Consider the following 17,339-nt stretch of genomic DNA (forward strand, 5'->3'; position numbering starts at 1 on the left):
AGGAGTAGCAAGCATGAGCAGGAAACTAGAAGGTAAGGTCGCCATTGTCTCGGGATCGGGCCGTGGAATCGGCCGTGAGATCGCCCTGAAGCTTCATCGCGAGGGTGCCGCCGTGGTGGTCAACGACCTCGACCAGGCCCCGGCCGAAGAAGTGGTCGCCCAGATCGCCGCCGAGGGCGGCAAGGCTGTCGCCTGTATCGGTAGTGTGACCGATTCCGACTTCGGCGAGCGGTTCGTCAAGACCGCGCTGAACACCTTCGGCCAACTGGACATCATCGTCAATAACGCCGGCTACACCTGGGATAACGTGATCCAGAAGATGACCGACCAGCAGTGGGACGACATCATCGCCGTGCACATCTCCGCGCCGTTCCGCATCCTGCGCGCCGCCGCCGACTACTTCCGCGGCTGCGCCAAGAAGGAGGCGGCGGAGGGTCGCGAGGTGTTCCGCAAGGTGGTCAACATCTCGTCCGTCTCCGGCATCCTCGGCAATGCCGGTCAGGCCAACTATTCGACTGCCAAGGCCGGCATCAACGGCCTGACGAAGGCGCTGGCCAAGGAGTGGGGCCGCTACAAGGTGTGCGTGAACAGCGTCGCTTTCGGCCTGATCCACACGCGCATGACGGTCCCGTATGCCGGCGACGAGAGCGCAACCGTGGACATCGGCGGCCGGGAGATCAAGGTAGGGATCAACGAGCAACTGGCCAAGAACGTGGAAGCCATGATTCCGATGGGCCGCGGCGGCACCCCGGAGGAAGCCGCCGGCGCGGTCTACGCGTTGTGCATCCCGGAGACCAACTTTGTCAGCGGCCAGGTCCTGATCTGTGGTGGCGGCCGACCGTAATGCCGCCGCGCCGGGGCGGACGACGATGCGCCGCTCCGGCTGAAGCCCTTGCAACCGAGTTCGAAGAGAGCGCCATGAGTACCTATTCTGCCCCGTGGATCCATGCGAGAACCTGCTCGGCGGGGACGAGGGGAAAGGCATCTCCCAGCAGATGCCGCAGTTGCCCAAGGAGCGCATGATCGTTGCCCTGGGCGCGCAGGCCACCATGATGCGCGCGATCGACGTGACCGTGGACTATGCACGGCAAAGCAAGGTGTTCGGCAACGCGCTGCTGGACTAGCAGAACACTCGCTGTTTCATTGCCCGCAGGATCGAGAAAGAGACTTCATAACGCGCGCCCGAACAATGACAATCAGACTGGAGACACAGATGTCAGCCTCACACCTGCGCTTCTGGCCCAAGGGCCTGCCTCATTCGATCCGCACGCCGGAAGTGCCGCTGACGCACTTCCTTGAAGTCGCAGCGCAGCGCTATCCCGACAAGCTCGCTATCGCCTGGTGCGGCACGGAAATCACGTACGCCGCGCTGCAGGCGCGTGTCATGGCGTTGGCGGGCTACCTGCAGCAACGCCTGAATGTCCAGCCCGGCGACCGCGTGCTGCTGCTCAGCCAGAATTGCCCGCAGTACACCACGGCCTTTTACGCCATCCTGCGTGCGGGCGCGGTGGTGGTGCCGGTAAATGCGATGTGCACGACAGCCGAGATGTCGCATTACGTCAGCGACAGCGGCGCCCGCCTGGCCCTGGTCGCGCAGGAGCTGTTGCCCAACATAATGCCGTGCGCGGCCCCGGAAATGGCCGGTGGCCTCGAGGCGGTGGTCACCCACGCCTACAGCGATCTGCTGTCGGGGCAGGAGAAACGGCAGCCCGACCCCGCGATGCCGGCGACGGTGTATGAGCCGCGGCAGCCGCTTGCGGACGCCCGCGTCACGGACATGGAGGCGGCCATCGGGCTTGGCCTGGGCCCGACCGGCCGTGCACCGCAGGCGCACGACCTGTGCGCCCTGTGGTACACGTCCGGCACCACGGGGCGGACCAAGGGCTGCATGCACAGCCATCACACCATTCTGACGGCCACCACATCTTCCATGCTCTGGCGCGGCATGCACGCTGAATGCGTGTTCCTGGGCGCGGCTCCGCTGTTCCACGGCCTGGGCATGCAGAATGGCATGATCCTGCCGATCGTGCTTGGCGCCACCGTCGTGATGATGCCGCGCTGGAGCGTCGCGGCCGCCGGCCGGCTCATGGAACGCTATCGTGTCTCGGTCTGGGTCGCGCCGCCGGCGATGCTGGTGGACTTCTTCGCCGATCCCGAGGCGTCGGCGCGCGACCTGTCGAGCCTGTCGCTGCTGATCGGCGGCGGCGCGGCAGTGCCCGAGGCGGTCGCGCGCACGCTGCAGGAGCGTTTCGGACTGGTCATCAACGAGAGCTACGGCATGAGCGAGACGGCCGCCTTCCTGCACGGCAACCCCGTCTGGCGTAGCAAGCGGCAGTGCCTGGGCATCCCCGGGCCTGGCGTGGACTCGCGCATCGTCGACCCGGCCACGCTGGAGGAATTGCTACCGGGCGAGACCGGCGAGATCGTCACCAGCGGCGGCCAGGTCATGCTCGGCTACTGGCGCAACGAGGCGGCCGACTGCGAAGCGTTCTTCGAGCGTGACGGCAAGCGCTTCTTGCGCACCGGCGATCTCGCCACCGTCGACGAGGACGGCTACTTTTTCATGCGTGACCGTCTCAAGCGCATGATCAATGTGTCCGGATTCAAGGTGTGGCCCGCCGAGCTGGAGGCGGCGATGTACTCGCATCCGGCCATCCACGAGGTCTGCATCATCGGCGTGCCCGACGACAAGCGCGGCGAATCCGTTAAGGCTATGGTGGTGCTCAAGCCAGAGCAGCGGGGCAAGGTGTCGGCGCAGGACATCATCGACTGGTCGCGCGAACGCATGGCGGCCTACAAGGTGCCGCGGCTGGTGGAGTTCCTCGATCACTTGCCCAAGTCCGGCACCGGAAAGATCCAGTGGAAGGCGCTCCAGGACGCGCACCGGCAGCCATGCGCCTGACCAACCTGCGCCTGCCCTTTGCCACCAAGATCATCGGCCGGCGCGGGGCCTGTCTGCTGAACCACGCCCGGCGCAGCCGGCGACTGGAGCGGGGTGGTTCATTCAGGCTGCCCGCCTACCAGCTGTTCCATGTCGAGGTGGAACCCGGTGCCTTGTCGGCGGGGAATGCGCTGCACCTGGAGCTGTCAGCCGCAGACCGGCCGTCGCCGCCTGCAAGTTGGTCGCACCGAGAGCCGGGCCTGCTGACCCTGCGCATCGCCCGGGCGGCATTCGCCACGCCTGAGGCGCCGTGGTCACGCGCGCATGCGGCGGCGGTGCTGGGCCTGTCCGTGTGCGAGCTGAGTGCGCGCCTGCTGCGCGAAGGTGGCGCGCTGACCGACATCGTGCTCGAGCAGCGCCTGATGCGGGCGCTGCTGGGGCTAGCGCAGGGAGAGCCGGCGTCGTGCGCGGGGTCTGCCTCCCTGGAGCGCCTGCATTCCGCCTTCTATGACCGCTTCGGCATGTGTGCCGACCGGCTGGCGGCGATGCGCTGGCATTGCATCCTGAGCTGGTCGGGCGTGCCGGCGGCGCAAGGATGATGGCGAGGTTGCAATCCTCGCGCGAGGATGACACCCGATCAAGAGAGGGCAGCGACGATGGGTACGAGAAGCGCAATGGAGACAGTAGCAGGGGAGGCGCATACCGCAAGCATCGGTGGCTGGCCGGGATCTGCGCGGGCGAGACCATCCTGGCGTTGGCCATCACCGAGCCCGGCGGCTGCTCCGATGTCCAGGCCTGCCTCACCACCGCCGTGCGCGACGGCGACGAATGGGTCATCAACGGCTCCAAGACCTTCATCTCCAACGGCTTCTGCTCCGACCTCGTGATGGTGGTCTGCAAGACCGATCCGGCCGTCGGCGCCAAGGGTGTCAGCCTGACGTGTGGAACTTCCAGAACACCAGGTTCAAGCTGGCCGACGTCAAGGCCAACGCCGTGGCGCTGTGCACCATGGTGGACTGCTACCTTGGCGAGCACATGCGCCGCCACCTGACAAGCGAGAAAGTGGCCATCGCCAAGCTGCATGCCACCGAGACCATGCGGAAGTGCATCGACGACAGAGTGCAGTTGCACGGCGGCTACGGCTACATGCTTGAGTACCCGATTGCGCGCGCCTTCGTCGACATGCGCATCGCACGCATCTACGGCGGCAGCAACGAGGTGATGCGCGAGGTCATCACCCGCAAGATGTAACACCGGCCGTTCCGGTGATTCCCTTTCCATGTATTGAAGCAAGGAGGCTAGCAATGCCCTCGAAAGCAGTAGTAGCCGGGGTTGGCATGATCCCGTTCAAGAAGCCGGGCCAGAGCGACTCGTACAGCGTGATGGGCGCCACGGCGGCCCGTCTTGCGATCGAGGATGCGGGCATCCCCTATGAAAAGGTGCAGCAGGCCTATGTCGGCTATGTCTATGGCGACTCGACCTGCGGCCAGGCCGCGCTCTACAAGGTTGGCCTGACCGGCATTCCGGTCGTCAACGTCAACAACAACTGCTCGACCGGCTCCACCGTCTTGTTCCTCGCCCGCCAGGCGGTGGAGAGCGGCGCTGTGGAGTGCGCACTGGCGCTGGGCTTCGAGTTTATGCAGCCGGGTGCGCTGAAGGGCAAGTGGGACGACCGGGAAAGCCCGATGGACGGCTTCACCACGGTCGGCGCGCCCCTGATCCAGGATGCCATCGACGCCGGCGTGCCGCGTGCGCTGACGCTGTTCGGCGGCGCCGGCCGCGAGCACATGCAGAAGTACGGCACCCGGCTGGAAACCTTTGCCAAGATCCGCGCCAAGGCCAGCCGCCATGGCGCCAATAACCCGCTGTCGGTGTTCCGCGACATCGTCACGGCGGAAGACGTGATGAACGAAAAGGTCATGTGGCCCGGCGTGATGACCCGCTCGATGGCTTGCCCGCCGACCTGCGGCGCAGCCGCTGCCATCATCTGCACCGAGGCGTTTGCGAAGAAGCACAACCTGCGCACCGACGTGCGCATCCTCGCCCAGTCGATGACCACCGACGTGCCCGCCAGCTTCGATCCGCCGTCGATGATCAGCCTGGTCGGCTTCGACATGGCACGCAAGGCTGCCAACGAGGTTTACGAGAAGGCTGGCGTGAGCCCATCCGATATCGATGTGTGCGAGCTTCACGATTGCTTCGCCCAGAACGAACTGTTGACCTATGAGTCGCTGGGCTTCGCCAAGGTCGGCGAGGCCGAGAAGATGGTCGAGGACGGCGACAACACTTACGGCGGCAAGGTCGTCATCAACCCGTCGGGCGGCCTGCTCTCCAAGGGCCACCCGCTGGGTGCGACCGGCCTGGCGCAGTGCTACGAGCTGACCCGCCAGCTCCGCGGCACGGCGGAGAAGACGCAGGTGGATGGCGTGAACCTGGCCCTGCAGCACAACCTCGGACTCGGCGGCGCCTGCGTGGTGACGCTGTATGGGCGGGCCTAAGGCGAGGGAGATCCGAATGGCAGACAAGCGCATGATCCGCCTGGTCCTGTCGAAGGGCTCGGTCGACGTGGAGACGGGCGCGCCTGCGCTTTTTCGCCAAAGCCATTGGCGAGACCGACGCCGTCTACACCGATGAATCCGCCGCGCGCGATGCGGGCTAGGGAGTGGCCAAAAACGGGGGCAAATCCGTCAGGTAAGGGGTCTATTGTGTACTGAGACTACCGGAGACCGCCATGCGCATCTCGATCCAAGCCTGTATTGAGCGGGCGGGCGAACAGCCCTCTAAGGTGATTGAAGTTGCGGTGATTGAGCGCAATGCCGATGTCGCTTCGGCCTCGGGGCTGGGCCTGTTCATTCGCGAGTCGCAAGAGATCCTGCGACAGCTTCAGACTGTGGTCTTGACCGAGCAGGTGGACCAGTTCATCCGGATTACCGGTCGCTGTCAACTGTGCGGAGGCAGGCTTGGCATCAAGGACACAAAATCCTTGGTCTATCGCACCGCGTTTGGCAAGGCGAGGCTGCGAAGTCCGCGCTTTTACTCTTAGAAGGCCTAACAAAATGACTTCCTGAGATGACGCCAGCAGATGATGCAACAGGCGATTTTCAGGAAGGCTTCGTGGATGGTGGCGAGGCGCTCGAAGCGCACGCGCAATCTCTTGAAGTTGTCCAGCCAGGCAATCGTTCGTTCGACGACCCAACGGGTTTTGCCAAGACCACTGCCATGCGGTTCACCACGACGGGCGATCTCGGTGGCGATGCCGGCGGCGTGAAGCGGCTTGCGATATTTGTCGTGGTCGTACCCACGATCACCCTGGACGATGCGGGCTTGGACAATGGACGGCCGCGTTTGCCGCGGATAGGCGGAATCGCTTCGACCAGCGGCAGCAGTTGAGTGACGTCATTGCGATTGGCGCCGGTCAGTATCAGCGCCAACGGTATGCCTTGGGCCTCTGTCAGGAGGTGATGCTTTGAACCGGGTCGCGCGCGATCGGTAGGGTTGGGTCCTGTTTTTGACCCGACCCCACAGCACGAATGGAAGAGGAATCGACGATGACACGTGACCAATCGATGCGGTCAGCCGCACGCAGCTTGGCCAACAGCACCTCGTGCAGGCGGTCCCAAACACCGGCCTCCTGCCAGGCGTGCAGTCGTCGCCAGCAACTCTTTCCGGAGCCACAGCCCATTTCCTTGGGAAGCATCTCCCAAGGAATGCCGGACTGCAGGACGAAAAGGATGCCGGTGAGCACGGCCCGATCGTCTAGCGGCTTGCGCCCGGGATAGCGGGTGCGCCGAGCTTTCGGTGGCGGCAGTAGTGGCTCGATGAGTGCCCACAGTTCGTCGTCGAGTATGAGTTTGGCCATGTCCTTTGCGCTGACGAAACAACGCAAAGGTTAACAAAGATCACTCGAAGTTAACAGCCCTGTAAATTCATTTTTTTAGGGCTTCTAAGCGCGCGGAACAACATTACTTATATGATCGCCTCCCTTTTGCAAGGGATATCGTTGGTGGCGAGTAGGTGGTTGCGGACTTATATCCGGACTCGATTGCGGGCGTACCCGCCGGCCCCGATGGATTTCGCCGCAGAGGTCCTCATCTACGAAACGGACTCAAGGTCCGAGTAATGTTTCAGGTTTGGCTCTGCGCGGTCCGACCTGTCTTGCCATCAATTCAATATCGACCTATGCAACCGTGAAAGGTGGTGTGGATGGTCATTTCATCGAAGTCACGCCGGCAATGGTGGAGCGAAGGGTGTCTGGTACGCGCGTCCATATGCCAGCAGCGCCCAAATGATTCTCGCCATTTTGTTGGCCAGCGCTACAGCGACGACGTTGGTTGGTCGTCGCTGTAGCATGGACTTCAGGTGGTCGGGCACGTGTCGAGATTTTGATATTACAGCTCGCGCCCCGTGGATCAATAAGGTGCGGAGGTACACGTCACCCCGCTTGCTGATGCCGCCGAGTTTGACTTTGCCGCCAGAGCCATTCTGTCGAGGCACAAGTCCAAGATAGGCTGCAAACTCTCGTCCGGACTTGAAGGTGCGGGCATTCCCAATGACGGCGACTGCGGCAGTGGCTGTCAAGCCAACCCCCGGGATGTCGGAGATACGGCGGCACGCTTCGTCACTGCGACGCCATTCCATAATGCGTTGCTCAATCCGTTGGATCTGCTCGTCGAGCGATAGCAGCCCGGATAGTTGGTCTTGCAAGCCATCTGTTAGCATCGCAGGCAACTGGTCTGCCAGATCAGCTAGGGCGATCTTCGCAGCGGTGATTCCCGTGCGGCGCCCCTGTGGCAGCACTACCCAGAACTCATATAACAGTCCGCGCAACTGGTTCACCTGCATCACGCGAAAGCGTACAAGTTGCTGGCGCATGCGGTGGAGCGCCAGCATGGCTTGCTGCTCCTCCGTCTTGACGGCCACAAACCGCATTCCGGGGCGTTGCGCTGCCTCCCAGATTGCCGCGGCGTCTGCGGTGTCGTTCTTGTTGGATTTGACAAACGGCCGCACGAACTGGGCAGCAATCAGCCGGACATCGTGCCCGAGTGCGGACAACTTCCGTGCCCAGTAATAGGCACTGCCACAGGCCTCCATGACGATGCGGGATGGCGGTCGGTTCGTGAAGAACGGCAACAGCTGAGCGCGCCTCATGGCTTTGCTGTGAATCGTGCCAGTGTCTGGCTCAACGAAATGAATTTGGAAAACGTGCTTGGCCAGGTCGATGGCTACTGTGGTCGTTCCATGTGGACTCTCCTTGGCAGGCTGCGACGACAGAATCACCACTGTGACACAGATGGGAGCTCAGCCTTACGAACTGCTCCGGCACGGTCGGCGATTCGCCGAGGCGGGAGGCGACCATTCCATCTACGAATACGTACTGCGATTTACTACAGTTCACGGCGGGGAGCGCCCGTATGCGCCGCGCTTCATCTGGCGAAGCCGTTCGAATCTGTCCATGCTGAACTCCCGGTGGTTGCAAAGGGATGGGGCAGCCCGTCCCCTCGTGCCGGACGGGTACGACGCAAACGGCGATGCCGCGGTCTTACTTGAATGAACGTCTCTTCACGTCTTAACTCATCGGTAAAAAATATTGGCCGATTAGCGTCTAGAACTCCCATCCCTTCCGTAGATGCCATGCTTGCCATGCAGAAATCCTGTGAATTTCAGGGTAAACGTTGCTGCCTTCTTATCGGTTCTTGCATTGACTCAATGGTAAGTTGACTGTATATTTTGGTTACCGACTTCTGGAGGGTAGCCATGTCGATGCGCGATTGCTGAACGCGCTGAACGCGCTGAACGTGATGAAGCGCTGGGGCGCCATGCACTGACTGCGACGCTGGCATACCGGCGCGCAGCAACGGCCCCGCTCATGACGGGCCATCGTCAACGAGGAGGGGACATCCCGTGGCACTACTGTCTAAATACGCCGTTGCGAGCGGCGGGGGCGCGATCGCGCCAACTCCGGCGCCTGCCGCCCTAAGTAGCAAGGCTCGGGCGCAGAAACTCCGCGCTGGCAGCCTTGTCAATGCGCTTCATTGCTCGGCGCAGCGCATCCTCGCTGATTATTTTTTATGCCCAGCGCCTGCGCGGCCACGGCGTCACCCGCGCAGTACGGTGGTGTGCGCATAGCGCCGGTGGCCGGCCACACTTACCGAAACCCGCATTCCACGACACTAATTGGACTCTACAGTAAGGCAATAATTTAACGGGTAAATTTAAAGGTATCCGAAACGAATGCTGGCTCCGATTCCTCAGATGAGGTCTGCCGAGTGCTTGTTGTATGTAGATCCCGACTCTGTCACCGATGTGAGTGATTTGGGGTAGTCATCAAAGCGAGGAGATGGAAGTGCAACTGCTACAACTACTCATGGGCGGGATCGCCCAGGGTTGTGTCTACGGACTGATCGCGCTGAGCTTTGTTCTCATATACAAAGCCACGGAAACCGTCAGCTTTGCCCAGGGCGACATCATGATGGTCGGCGCCTTCCTGGGCTTCGTGTCAACGACCGTCGCCGGCCTGCCGTTCTGGCTAACGATCCCGATCGTGATCGTCGGCACCAGCCTTCTGGGCGTCGTCATCGAACGGGTGGTGATACGCCCCATGCTGGGGCAGCCCGTTTTTGCCATCGTCATGCTGACGCTGGGCCTGGGCTACTTCATCAGGGGGATTGTCACCATGATCCCGGACATCGGCACCAATACGCAGGCATTTCCGGTGCCTTATAAAGACCAGATTATCCGGCTGGGCGGCCTCATGCTGGCCGCCGAACACGTTGCTGTGATTGCCGTCACCGCCGTGCTGTGCGCGTTGCTGTTCGTGATGTTCAAGTACAGCAAGGTGGGCATCGCTATGCAGGCCACTTCACAAAACCAACTAGCTGCCTATTACATGGGCATTCCGGTCAAGCGCCTCAATAGCCTGGTTTGGGGTCTCGCCGGCGCATTGGCGGCTATTGCCGGCATATTGCTCGCCCCGATCACTTTCGTGTACGTCAACATGGGCTTCATTGGCCTGAAGGCCTTTCCGGCGGCGGTGGTTGGGGGCTTTGGCAGCCTGCCTGGCGCCATCGTGGGTGGCTTGATCATTGGCTTGCTGGAGGCATTGGCCGGCTTCTATTTGTCGGAAGGGTTCAAAGACATCGCGCCCTACATCGTCGTGCTGATCATGCTCGCGATCCGGCCCAGCGGGCTGTTCGGCGAAAAACTGCGAAAGAAAGTCTAAGGGGCCTCGCATGCGATTCATATTCAAGACCAACTACAACCAGGACATCCGCCTTTTCAAGAAAGGGCTGGACGTTTTCTGGTACGCCTGCCTGGGGCTTTTTCTGGTCACCGCACCTTGGCTGCTGGGGGAATACCTGATCGACCAGCTGACCTTCGTGCTGATCTATTCGATCATCGGGCTCGGGATGATGCTGCTGACCGGCTTTACCGGGTTGTTCTCGCTGGGCCACGCCGCGTTCTTGGGCGTGGGCGCCTACACCCAGGCCGTGCTTGTCAATGCCGGGTTTCCATTTCCTCTGGCGCTGACCTGCGCGGGCCTGCTGACCGCGGCGGTCGGGATCATCATCGGCCTGCCGGCGCTGCGCGTCAAGGGCATCTATCTGGCCATGGCAACGCTGGCCCTGGGCTTCGTGGCGGAGGAGATCATGGTGCGCTGGGAAAGCGTCACCGGCGGCAACGGCGGACTTTCGCTGCAAAAGCCCATCCTGCTCGGTTGGAGCTTTGAAGGTTCCGGGCAGTTTTATGGGCTGTGCTTGGTTGTGTGTGTGGCCATCACGCTGGGCATTCTCAATCTGATGCGCTCCTCAACCGGCCGCGCCTTCGTGGCCATCCGCGATTCTGAAATTTCGGCGCAAGGCATGGGCATTCATCTGGCGCGCTACAAGACCCTGTCGTTCGCCATTTCGGCCGCATTGACAGGCATTGGCGGCGCCTTGTATGCGCACAAGATCCAGTTCCTGTCGCCCGAGCAATTCAGCGTCATGCAATCCATTGATCTTTTGCTGCTGGTGGTGATCGGCGGCCTAGGCTCCATGCACGGGGCTTTCTTCGGTGCGATCTTTCTTGTGATGCTGCCGCAGCTGATTTCCGAGGCGAAGGATTTGCTGCCACTGGCCATTGGCAATGTCGCCGGCCTGCAGGCATCGGTTTACGGCGCCATACTGGTTCTGTTCGTCCTGTTCGAGCCCATGGGCCTGTATGGACGCTGGCTCAAGATCAGAACCTATCTTGAGCTGTTCCCCTTCTACCGTCGCGGCATGTTCAAACGGCAGAAGTCCTATCAGAAGTCCGATCGCTTGAAGTGACATCTCCATGAACGACGATACCCTGCTTTCGGCCAAGAATCTGAGCGTGCGCTTTGGCGGCGTGCTGGCGGTTAACAACGTGAGCTTCGACGTCAAGCGCGGCGAAGTCTTCACCCTCATCGGCCCCAACGGCGCCGGCAAGACCACCGTCTTCAACCTCATCAGCCGCATCTACATCCCCACCAGCGGCAGCATCGAGTACGCCAGCCCTCAGGGCATGATGCGCTTGAGCGACAAGGCGCCGCACGAGGTCGCCGGCCTGGGCATCGCGCGTACCTTCCAGAACATCGAGCTGTTCGAGCACGCCAGCGTGCTGCAAAACCTGCTCATTGGCCGCCACATCCACCAACGCGCCGGCCTGTGGAGCGAAATCTTCTTCACCCGCAAGACCCGTACCGCCGAGCTGCAGGCGCGCGAGCGCGTCGAGCAGATCATCGATCTGCTGGATCTGCAGCACCACCGCGACGCCACCGTCGCTGGTCTGCCCTACGGGGTACGCAAGGTGGTCGAACTCGCGCGCGCCCTGTGTACCGAACCCCAGTTGCTGCTGCTCGACGAACCCTCCTCGGGCCTGAACGTGGAGGAAACCGACGACATGGCCTTCTGGATCACCGACATACGCGACGAGCTGGGCGTGACCGTGCTCATGGTCGAGCACGACATGGGCCTGGTCTCCAAGGTCTCCGACCGCGTGCTGGCCATGACCCAGGGCGAGGAACTGGCCACCGGCTCGCCCGCCTACGTGCAGTCCGACCCGCGCGTCATCGAAGCCTACCTCGGCACCATCGACGAGGTCTCCAGCCTGCGCCGCGAGCACGGCGTAGAACACCACTCCCGGGGAGCCCAGGCATGACCGTGCCCGTCACCGACAACGCCGTCCTCAAGCTGCTCAACGTCGAGAGCGCCTACGGCCCCATCAAGGCGATACGCGGCGTCAGCCTGCAGGTGCGCCGTGGCGAGATCGCGACCGTGCTGGGCTCCAACGGCGCCGGCAAGACCACCATCCTCAAGACTATCAGCGGCATCATCGACCCGCGCAAGGGCTCGGTGGGGTTCAAGGGCGAGAACATCACCGCCCAGGATCCGGCCTATATCGTGCAGCAGGGCCTGATGCACGTGCCAGAGGGGCGCGAGGTCTTCCCACTGCTGTCGGTGCGAGACAACCTGCTCATGGGGGCCTACACCCGATCGGACCGTGACGGCGTGGCGCGCGACATCGAGATGGTGTTCGGCTACTTTCCCATCCTCCAGGAGCGCGCCGCGCAGGACGCCGGCCTGCTCTCGGGCGGTCAGCAGCAGATGCTGGCCATCAGCCGCGCCCTCATGGCCAACCCCGACCTGATCTTGCTGGACGAGCCCAGCCTGGGGCTGTCGCCCAAGCTGACCAAGGAGATCTTCGAGATCGTGGTGCGAATCAACCGCGAGCGCGGCACCACCATCTTGCTGGTCGAGCAAAACGCCAACATGGCGCTCAATGCATCGGACTACGGCTACGTGCTGGAGAACGGCCGCATCGTCATGGAGGACACCTGTGCCCGTTTGCGCGAGAAGGACGACATCAAGGAGTTCTACCTCGGCATGAAAGAGCAGGGCGTGCGCGCCGAGCGCCGTTGGAAGAAGAAAAAGACCTGGCGCTAGAACGTCGATTGCCCTGCAACCAGAGAGATCAGCAATATGAGCAATCTGTGGGATTTGACCCATATACCTCCGCAGCATGACATCGTTGTTCCAGGCGACACGATACCCGGTGTCTTTTGGAATGCCGCACGAATGCGAGGCGAGAAGGTGTGGCTGCGGCAAAAGGATCTGGGGATATGGAACACCTGGACCTGGAAACAGGCAGCCGACATCGTGCGGGAAATCGCCAATGGCATGATTTCCCTGGGCTTTGCGCCGAGGGAAACCGCCTCGGTGCTTTCCAATACCAAAATCGAATGGGTACTGGTGGATCTCGCGATCCTGAGCGCGGGCGGCGTTTCCAACGGGATTTACCCGACCGATTCGTCCGAGCAAGTCCAGTACCTGTGCGTGGACTCCAGCACGACGGTTCTGTTCGTCGAAGACGAAGAGCAGCTGGACAAGGCACTGGAGGTCAGAGGCCAACTGCCCTTGCTGCGAAAAATCATCGTCGAAGACATGGAGGGCCTGCGCGACTTCTGCGACGCTCAAGTCATCAGCCTGGCCCATCTTCGGGAGCTGGGGCGCGCCTACGGCCAGCAGCATCCGGACGCGCTGGACGCCCGCCTTTCGGCGATCCAGCCCGGCGACCTGGCCATCCTGATCTACACCTCGGGCACGACAGGCAGGCCCAAGGGGGCCATGCACAACCACAAAGGGTTGCTGCATGCATTGTATGGCCTCAACACCCTCTACCCACAAGACGAGAGCGACCAGCGGATGTGTTTCCTGCCGCTGTGCCACGTGGCTGAGCGCCTGTGGGGGGAGTATTTTTCCATGTACACCGGTGCGACGCTCAATTTCGTCGAAAACCCGGACACCGTGCCTGAGAACATACGCGAGATATCCCCCACAGTGATGACCGCAGTTCCCCGCATTTGGGAGAAGTTCTATTCATCGGTGACGATCGCGCTGAAGGATGCCACCAAGCTGCAGCAGGCAGCGTACGCATGGGCCATAGATACCGGCAACCGCGTTGCCGGCCTGGTCCTCGACAGGAAGGCCGTTCCCGCGTCTTTGAAATTCAAGTTCCGGCTGGCACGGCTGCTCGTTCTCGACAACGTCAGGCGCTTCATCGGCATTCACCACGCCAAATTTATCAACACCGGTGCCGCGCCGATTTCGCCCGACCTGGTGCGCTGGTATCTCGCGCTGGGCATTCCCATGCTCGAAGTCTGGGGCATGACCGAAACCGGCGCGGCCGCGACCGCCATGCCAGCGGATCGCATCAAGGCCGGCTCCATCGGGCGGGCCGCCGATTACAACGAGGTTCGCCTGGATCCGGAAACGGGCGAGTTGCTGGTTCGCGGCCCCTCCATTTTCATGGGCTATCTCAACAAGCCGGAGAAAACCGCCGAGGCGCTGGATGCAGATGGCTGGCTCCACACGGGAGACGTTGGCGCGGTCGATGACGAGGGCTTCTATCGAATCATCGACCGGATGAAGGACATCATCATCACTGCCGGCGGTAAGAACATCACGCCCAGCGAAATCGAGAACGAATTGAAGTTCTCGCCCCACATCACCGATGCTGTGGTGATCGGGGACGAGCGGCCTTACCTTACGGTCATCATCATGATCGAGCAGGAAAACGTCGAGAAGTATGCGCAAGACAATAACGTGCCCTTCAGCGATTACGCGTCGCTGACCCGTTCCCCCGAAGTGCAGGCGCTGATTCAGGAAGAAATCGAAAGGGTGAACAAGAAGTTTGCCCGGGTCGAACAGATCAAGAAATTCTGGCTGCTGGACACCCAATTGAGCGCGGAAGACGAGGAGCTGACACCCACGATGAAGCTCAAGCGCAAGCTGGTGCAGAACAAATACTCCGCACAAATCGATTCGATGTACGGCGCGACCTGACTTTTCAACCAAAGGAGACCGGAGTATGAAGACAAAATTCACCGTCGCCGCGGCCATCGCGATGGCACTTTCTTTCCCGGCAGCCCATGCCCAGACGCAAGGGGTGACCAAGGATGAGATCATTCTTGGCACGATCGCCGACCTGTCCGGCCCCCTTTCCGGCCCAGGCAAGCAGATTAGAAACGGCATGCTGCTGCGCATCGACGAAGTCAACGAGCAGGGCGGCATCAACGGCCGAAAGATCGTCATGAAGGTCGAGGACGTGGCCTATGACCCGCGCCGCGCCGTCCTGGCGGCGCAAAAGCTGGTCAATGGCGACAGGATCTTCGCGATGCTTGGGTCGCCAGGCACCGCCCCCGTCACTGCGACATTTCCGGTGATGTTTCCCAAGAACGTCATCAGCTTCCTGCCTGTGACGGCCGCCCGGGAAATGTATGAACCCCTCAACAGGCTCAAATTTGCCTATTTCTCGACCTATTACCAGCAAACGCTTGAGATGCTGCCCAAGCTGGTTCAAAAGAAGGGGGCCAAGCGCGTCTGCTCGATGTACCAGGACGATGAACTAGGCCACGAGGTGCTCAAGGGCGCCGAGGAAGGGCTGAAAACCATTGGCATGAAGCTGGAAGAAACCGCCTCCTACAAGCGCGGCGCGACCGATTTTTCCACGCAGATGCAGCGCCTGGCGGCATCCAAATGCGATCTGGTGGTTCTTGCCGCCGTTACCCGGGAAACTATTGGCGGCATGACCGCAGCCAATCGCCTCGGCTTCAATCCGACCTTCTTCGGCTCCGCTGCCTCCTATGGCGAATTGATTCCCAAGCTGGGTGGCTCGGTGGTCAATGGCCTTTATGCGGCCATGAGCGTCGAAGTGCCGTCCTTAGACTCGTCGTCGCAGCCGGTGCGTTTCTGGGCCAACAAGTACCAGACCAAGTTCAGCGAGGAACCTGGCCTCTACTCTTTGTATGGCTACATCATCATGGACGTTTTCGCCCAGGCAGCTACCAAGGCTGGTCCTGCCCTGACGACCGACAGCTTCATCAAGGCCATGGAGTCGACGGAGCGCCAGACCGATATTTTCGGCAGCCCGCCGCTGAACTGGACCGCAACCAAGCGGCTCGGGAACGATAAATCCCGGCTGTCCCAAATTCAGGATGGTCGCTGGAAGCTGGTTACCGATATCAAGTAAATCACCCACTTTCCTGGTGTTGATTGGCACGCCACAGCGCGCCAATCAATCAACTGGTAACCTCGTTCTTGGAGAACTCTATGAACACAGAAGTGTATGTTGCAGGCGTCGGGATGATTCCCTTTACCAAGCCTGGAGCCAGCGATCCTTACCTAGTCATGGGCTCCAACGCCATCAAGCTGGCCCTCGCGGATGCGGGCATTGATTATTCCCAGGTGGAACAGGCTTACGGCAGTTTCATTTACGGTGATTCCTGCTCGGCCCAGCGTGCCCTGTACGAGGTCGGAATGACGGGGATTCCCATCATCAATGTCAACAACAACTGCGCCTCAGGCTCGACCGCGCTGTATCTTGCGCGACAGGCGGTGGCCAGTGGTATGGCCGACTGCGTCCTGGCCTTTGGCTTTGACCAAATGAATCCCGGTGCGCTGGGTGCTATTTTCAATGATCGGCCATCGGTGTTCGAGCACTTCAATACCTGCATCGAAACCAATGCCGATGTCACCAACGTTCCCATCGCCTTGCGCATTTTCGGTGCCGCAGGCATGGAGCACATGAAGCGCTTTGGCACGAAACTGGAGACTTTTGCCAAGATCAGGGCCAAGGCTAGCCGCCATGCGGCCAACAATCCCCTGGCCGTTTTCAAGGCGCATGTTACTGCAGAGGAAGTCATGGCATCGCCCGTGATGTGGCCGGGCGTGATGACGCGGCTGATGGCCTGCCCCCCGACCTGCGGCGCCGCCGCAGCCATCATATGTTCCAATGAATTTGCCCAGCGGCATGGAATAAACCGTTCGGCCAAAATTCGCGCGCAGGCTATGACCACTGATCGCGCCGTGTCATTCGACGGTCGTGACCTGCGCGAAGTGGCGGGTTTCAGCATGGTGAAAGAAGCCGCACACCAGGTCTATTCCAACTCAGGAGTCGGGCCCGAGGACATTGACGTGATCGAATTGCACGACTGCTTTGCACAGAACGAGCTTCTGACCTACGAAGCCCTGGGCCTTTGCCCGGAAGGCGGGGCCGAGAAGTTCGTGAACGATGGCGACAACACCTATGGCGGAAAGATCGTTACCAATCCATCGGGCGGACTGCTCTCCAAGGGCCACCCCATCGGTGCGACCGGACTGGCCCAATGCTTCGAGCTGGTCACCCAGTTGCGCGGTCACGCCGGCCCCCGGCAGGTACAAAACGCCAGACTGGCGCTCCAGCACAACATTGGCATTGGTGGCGCGTGCCTAGTAACACTCTACGAACGGGCATGACCATGAAAGTTTACGAAACAATTGGCAGTCTTCGATCCTTGGTGGGCCAGGAAATCGGTGCCAGCGAATGGGTGCTGGCTGACCAATCCGCCCTATAAAGATCCTCCCTTTTTAACAAGATTGGTTTGGATGTAATTGCCGGAAGTGTCGCGCTCACCTGGCCG

At 61.3% G+C, this 17,339-nt stretch carries 14 protein-coding genes and 3 pseudogenes; 15 read left to right on the top strand and 2 right to left on the bottom strand.

Annotation, left to right across the window (positions count from 1 at the left end; all coding sequences use genetic code 11):
* Positions 1 to 13 precede the first annotated feature (13 nt).
* The 8 genes and pseudogenes from AC3WRR_RS01130 to AC3WRR_RS01165 all read left to right on the top strand — a co-directional run bounded on the left by AC3WRR_RS01130 (position 14) and on the right by AC3WRR_RS01165 (position 5,924).
* The gene (locus AC3WRR_RS01130) at positions 14 to 844 is read left to right on the top strand and encodes an SDR family NAD(P)-dependent oxidoreductase (protein WP_492295785.1); all 831 of its coding nucleotides are present in this window, start codon (positions 14 to 16) and stop codon (positions 842 to 844) included.
* Positions 845 to 938: 94 nt separating this feature from the next.
* Positions 939 to 1,124, top strand: a complete 186-nt coding sequence (locus tag AC3WRR_RS01135) for an acyl-CoA dehydrogenase family protein (RefSeq protein WP_492295786.1) — start codon at positions 939 to 941, stop codon at positions 1,122 to 1,124.
* Positions 1,125 to 1,213: 89 nt separating this feature from the next.
* The gene (locus tag AC3WRR_RS01140) at positions 1,214 to 2,902 is read left to right on the top strand and encodes a long-chain-fatty-acid--CoA ligase (RefSeq protein WP_492295787.1); all 1,689 of its coding nucleotides are present in this window, start codon (positions 1,214 to 1,216) and stop codon (positions 2,900 to 2,902) included.
* Positions 2,893 to 3,480, top strand: a complete 588-nt coding sequence (locus AC3WRR_RS01145; protein WP_492295789.1) for a hypothetical protein — start codon at positions 2,893 to 2,895, stop codon at positions 3,478 to 3,480. The genes AC3WRR_RS01140 and AC3WRR_RS01145 overlap by 10 nt, the downstream gene beginning before the upstream one ends.
* A 92-nt stretch (positions 3,481 to 3,572) precedes the next feature.
* A pseudogene (locus AC3WRR_RS01150) lies at positions 3,573 to 4,132 on the top strand (acyl-CoA dehydrogenase family protein); the annotation flags it as partial.
* Between the two features lie 53 nt (positions 4,133 to 4,185).
* Positions 4,186 to 5,379 (top strand): lipid-transfer protein, encoded by a 1,194-nt coding sequence (locus AC3WRR_RS01155; RefSeq protein ID WP_492295791.1) that lies wholly within the window; start codon positions 4,186 to 4,188, stop codon positions 5,377 to 5,379.
* Positions 5,380 to 5,410: 31 nt separating this feature from the next.
* A pseudogene (locus AC3WRR_RS01160) lies at positions 5,411 to 5,537 on the top strand (FAS1-like dehydratase domain-containing protein); the annotation flags it as partial.
* 75 nt (positions 5,538 to 5,612) lie between these two features.
* Positions 5,613 to 5,924, top strand: a complete 312-nt coding sequence (locus tag AC3WRR_RS01165; RefSeq protein WP_492295792.1) for a hypothetical protein — start codon at positions 5,613 to 5,615, stop codon at positions 5,922 to 5,924.
* A 5-nt stretch (positions 5,925 to 5,929) separates the two neighbouring features.
* Here AC3WRR_RS01165 and AC3WRR_RS01170 read toward each other — a convergent pair.
* Together AC3WRR_RS01170 and AC3WRR_RS01175 are read right to left on the bottom strand one after the other, a co-directional pair.
* Positions 5,930 to 6,740: pseudogene (locus AC3WRR_RS01170) on the bottom strand (IS5 family transposase).
* A gap of 362 nt (positions 6,741 to 7,102) precedes the next feature.
* A complete protein-coding gene (locus AC3WRR_RS01175) occupies positions 7,103 to 8,152 on the bottom strand; it encodes an IS110 family RNA-guided transposase (protein ID WP_492296036.1) in 1,050 nt (349 codons plus the stop codon).
* Between the two features lie 1,072 nt (positions 8,153 to 9,224).
* Here AC3WRR_RS01175 and AC3WRR_RS01180 point away from each other — a divergent pair.
* The 7 genes from AC3WRR_RS01180 (at position 9,225) to AC3WRR_RS01210 (ending at position 17,175) form a co-directional block, all read left to right on the top strand.
* Positions 9,225 to 10,100, top strand: coding sequence for a branched-chain amino acid ABC transporter permease (locus AC3WRR_RS01180; RefSeq protein ID WP_492295793.1), 876 nt, complete (start codon positions 9,225 to 9,227; stop codon positions 10,098 to 10,100).
* Between the two features lie 10 nt (positions 10,101 to 10,110).
* Positions 10,111 to 11,187, top strand: coding sequence for a branched-chain amino acid ABC transporter permease (locus tag AC3WRR_RS01185; protein ID WP_492295795.1), 1,077 nt, complete (start codon positions 10,111 to 10,113; stop codon positions 11,185 to 11,187).
* A 7-nt stretch (positions 11,188 to 11,194) separates the two neighbouring features.
* Complete coding sequence (locus tag AC3WRR_RS01190) at positions 11,195 to 12,040, top strand: ABC transporter ATP-binding protein (protein ID WP_492295796.1); 846 nt, start codon at positions 11,195 to 11,197, stop codon at positions 12,038 to 12,040.
* Positions 12,037 to 12,825, top strand: a complete 789-nt coding sequence (locus AC3WRR_RS01195; protein ID WP_492295798.1) for an ABC transporter ATP-binding protein — start codon at positions 12,037 to 12,039, stop codon at positions 12,823 to 12,825. The genes AC3WRR_RS01190 and AC3WRR_RS01195 overlap by 4 nt, the downstream gene beginning before the upstream one ends.
* A gap of 36 nt (positions 12,826 to 12,861) precedes the next feature.
* Positions 12,862 to 14,724 carry an AMP-dependent synthetase/ligase gene (locus tag AC3WRR_RS01200; RefSeq protein ID WP_492295800.1) on the top strand — a complete coding sequence of 621 codons (1,863 nt, stop codon included), beginning with the start codon at positions 12,862 to 12,864 and terminating at the stop codon, positions 14,722 to 14,724.
* Positions 14,725 to 14,749: 25 nt separating this feature from the next.
* Positions 14,750 to 15,910, top strand: coding sequence for an ABC transporter substrate-binding protein (locus tag AC3WRR_RS01205; protein WP_492295803.1), 1,161 nt, complete (start codon positions 14,750 to 14,752; stop codon positions 15,908 to 15,910).
* 80 nt (positions 15,911 to 15,990) lie between these two features.
* A complete protein-coding gene (locus AC3WRR_RS01210; protein WP_492295804.1) occupies positions 15,991 to 17,175 on the top strand; it encodes a lipid-transfer protein in 1,185 nt (394 codons plus the stop codon).
* Positions 17,176 to 17,339: the final 164 nt, after the last annotated feature.

The sequence above is a fragment of the Cupriavidus sp. FW305-3-2-15-C-LB2 genome (assembly GCF_058787575.1).

Coding starts and splice junctions, on each gene's coding strand:
- AC3WRR_RS01130 (WP_492295785.1), top strand. CDS start 14: ATGAGCAGGAAACTAGAAGGTAAGGTCGCCATTGTCTCGGGATCGGGC.
- AC3WRR_RS01140 (WP_492295787.1), top strand. CDS start 1,214: ATGTCAGCCTCACACCTGCGCTTCTGGCCCAAGGGCCTGCCTCATTCG.
- AC3WRR_RS01145 (WP_492295789.1), top strand. CDS start 2,893: ATGCGCCTGACCAACCTGCGCCTGCCCTTTGCCACCAAGATCATCGGC.
- AC3WRR_RS01155 (WP_492295791.1), top strand. CDS start 4,186: ATGCCCTCGAAAGCAGTAGTAGCCGGGGTTGGCATGATCCCGTTCAAG.
- AC3WRR_RS01165 (WP_492295792.1), top strand. CDS start 5,613: ATGCGCATCTCGATCCAAGCCTGTATTGAGCGGGCGGGCGAACAGCCC.
- AC3WRR_RS01185 (WP_492295795.1), top strand. CDS start 10,111: ATGCGATTCATATTCAAGACCAACTACAACCAGGACATCCGCCTTTTC.
- AC3WRR_RS01190 (WP_492295796.1), top strand. CDS start 11,195: ATGAACGACGATACCCTGCTTTCGGCCAAGAATCTGAGCGTGCGCTTT.
- AC3WRR_RS01195 (WP_492295798.1), top strand. CDS start 12,037: ATGACCGTGCCCGTCACCGACAACGCCGTCCTCAAGCTGCTCAACGTC.
- AC3WRR_RS01200 (WP_492295800.1), top strand. CDS start 12,862: ATGAGCAATCTGTGGGATTTGACCCATATACCTCCGCAGCATGACATC.
- AC3WRR_RS01205 (WP_492295803.1), top strand. CDS start 14,750: ATGAAGACAAAATTCACCGTCGCCGCGGCCATCGCGATGGCACTTTCT.
- AC3WRR_RS01210 (WP_492295804.1), top strand. CDS start 15,991: ATGAACACAGAAGTGTATGTTGCAGGCGTCGGGATGATTCCCTTTACC.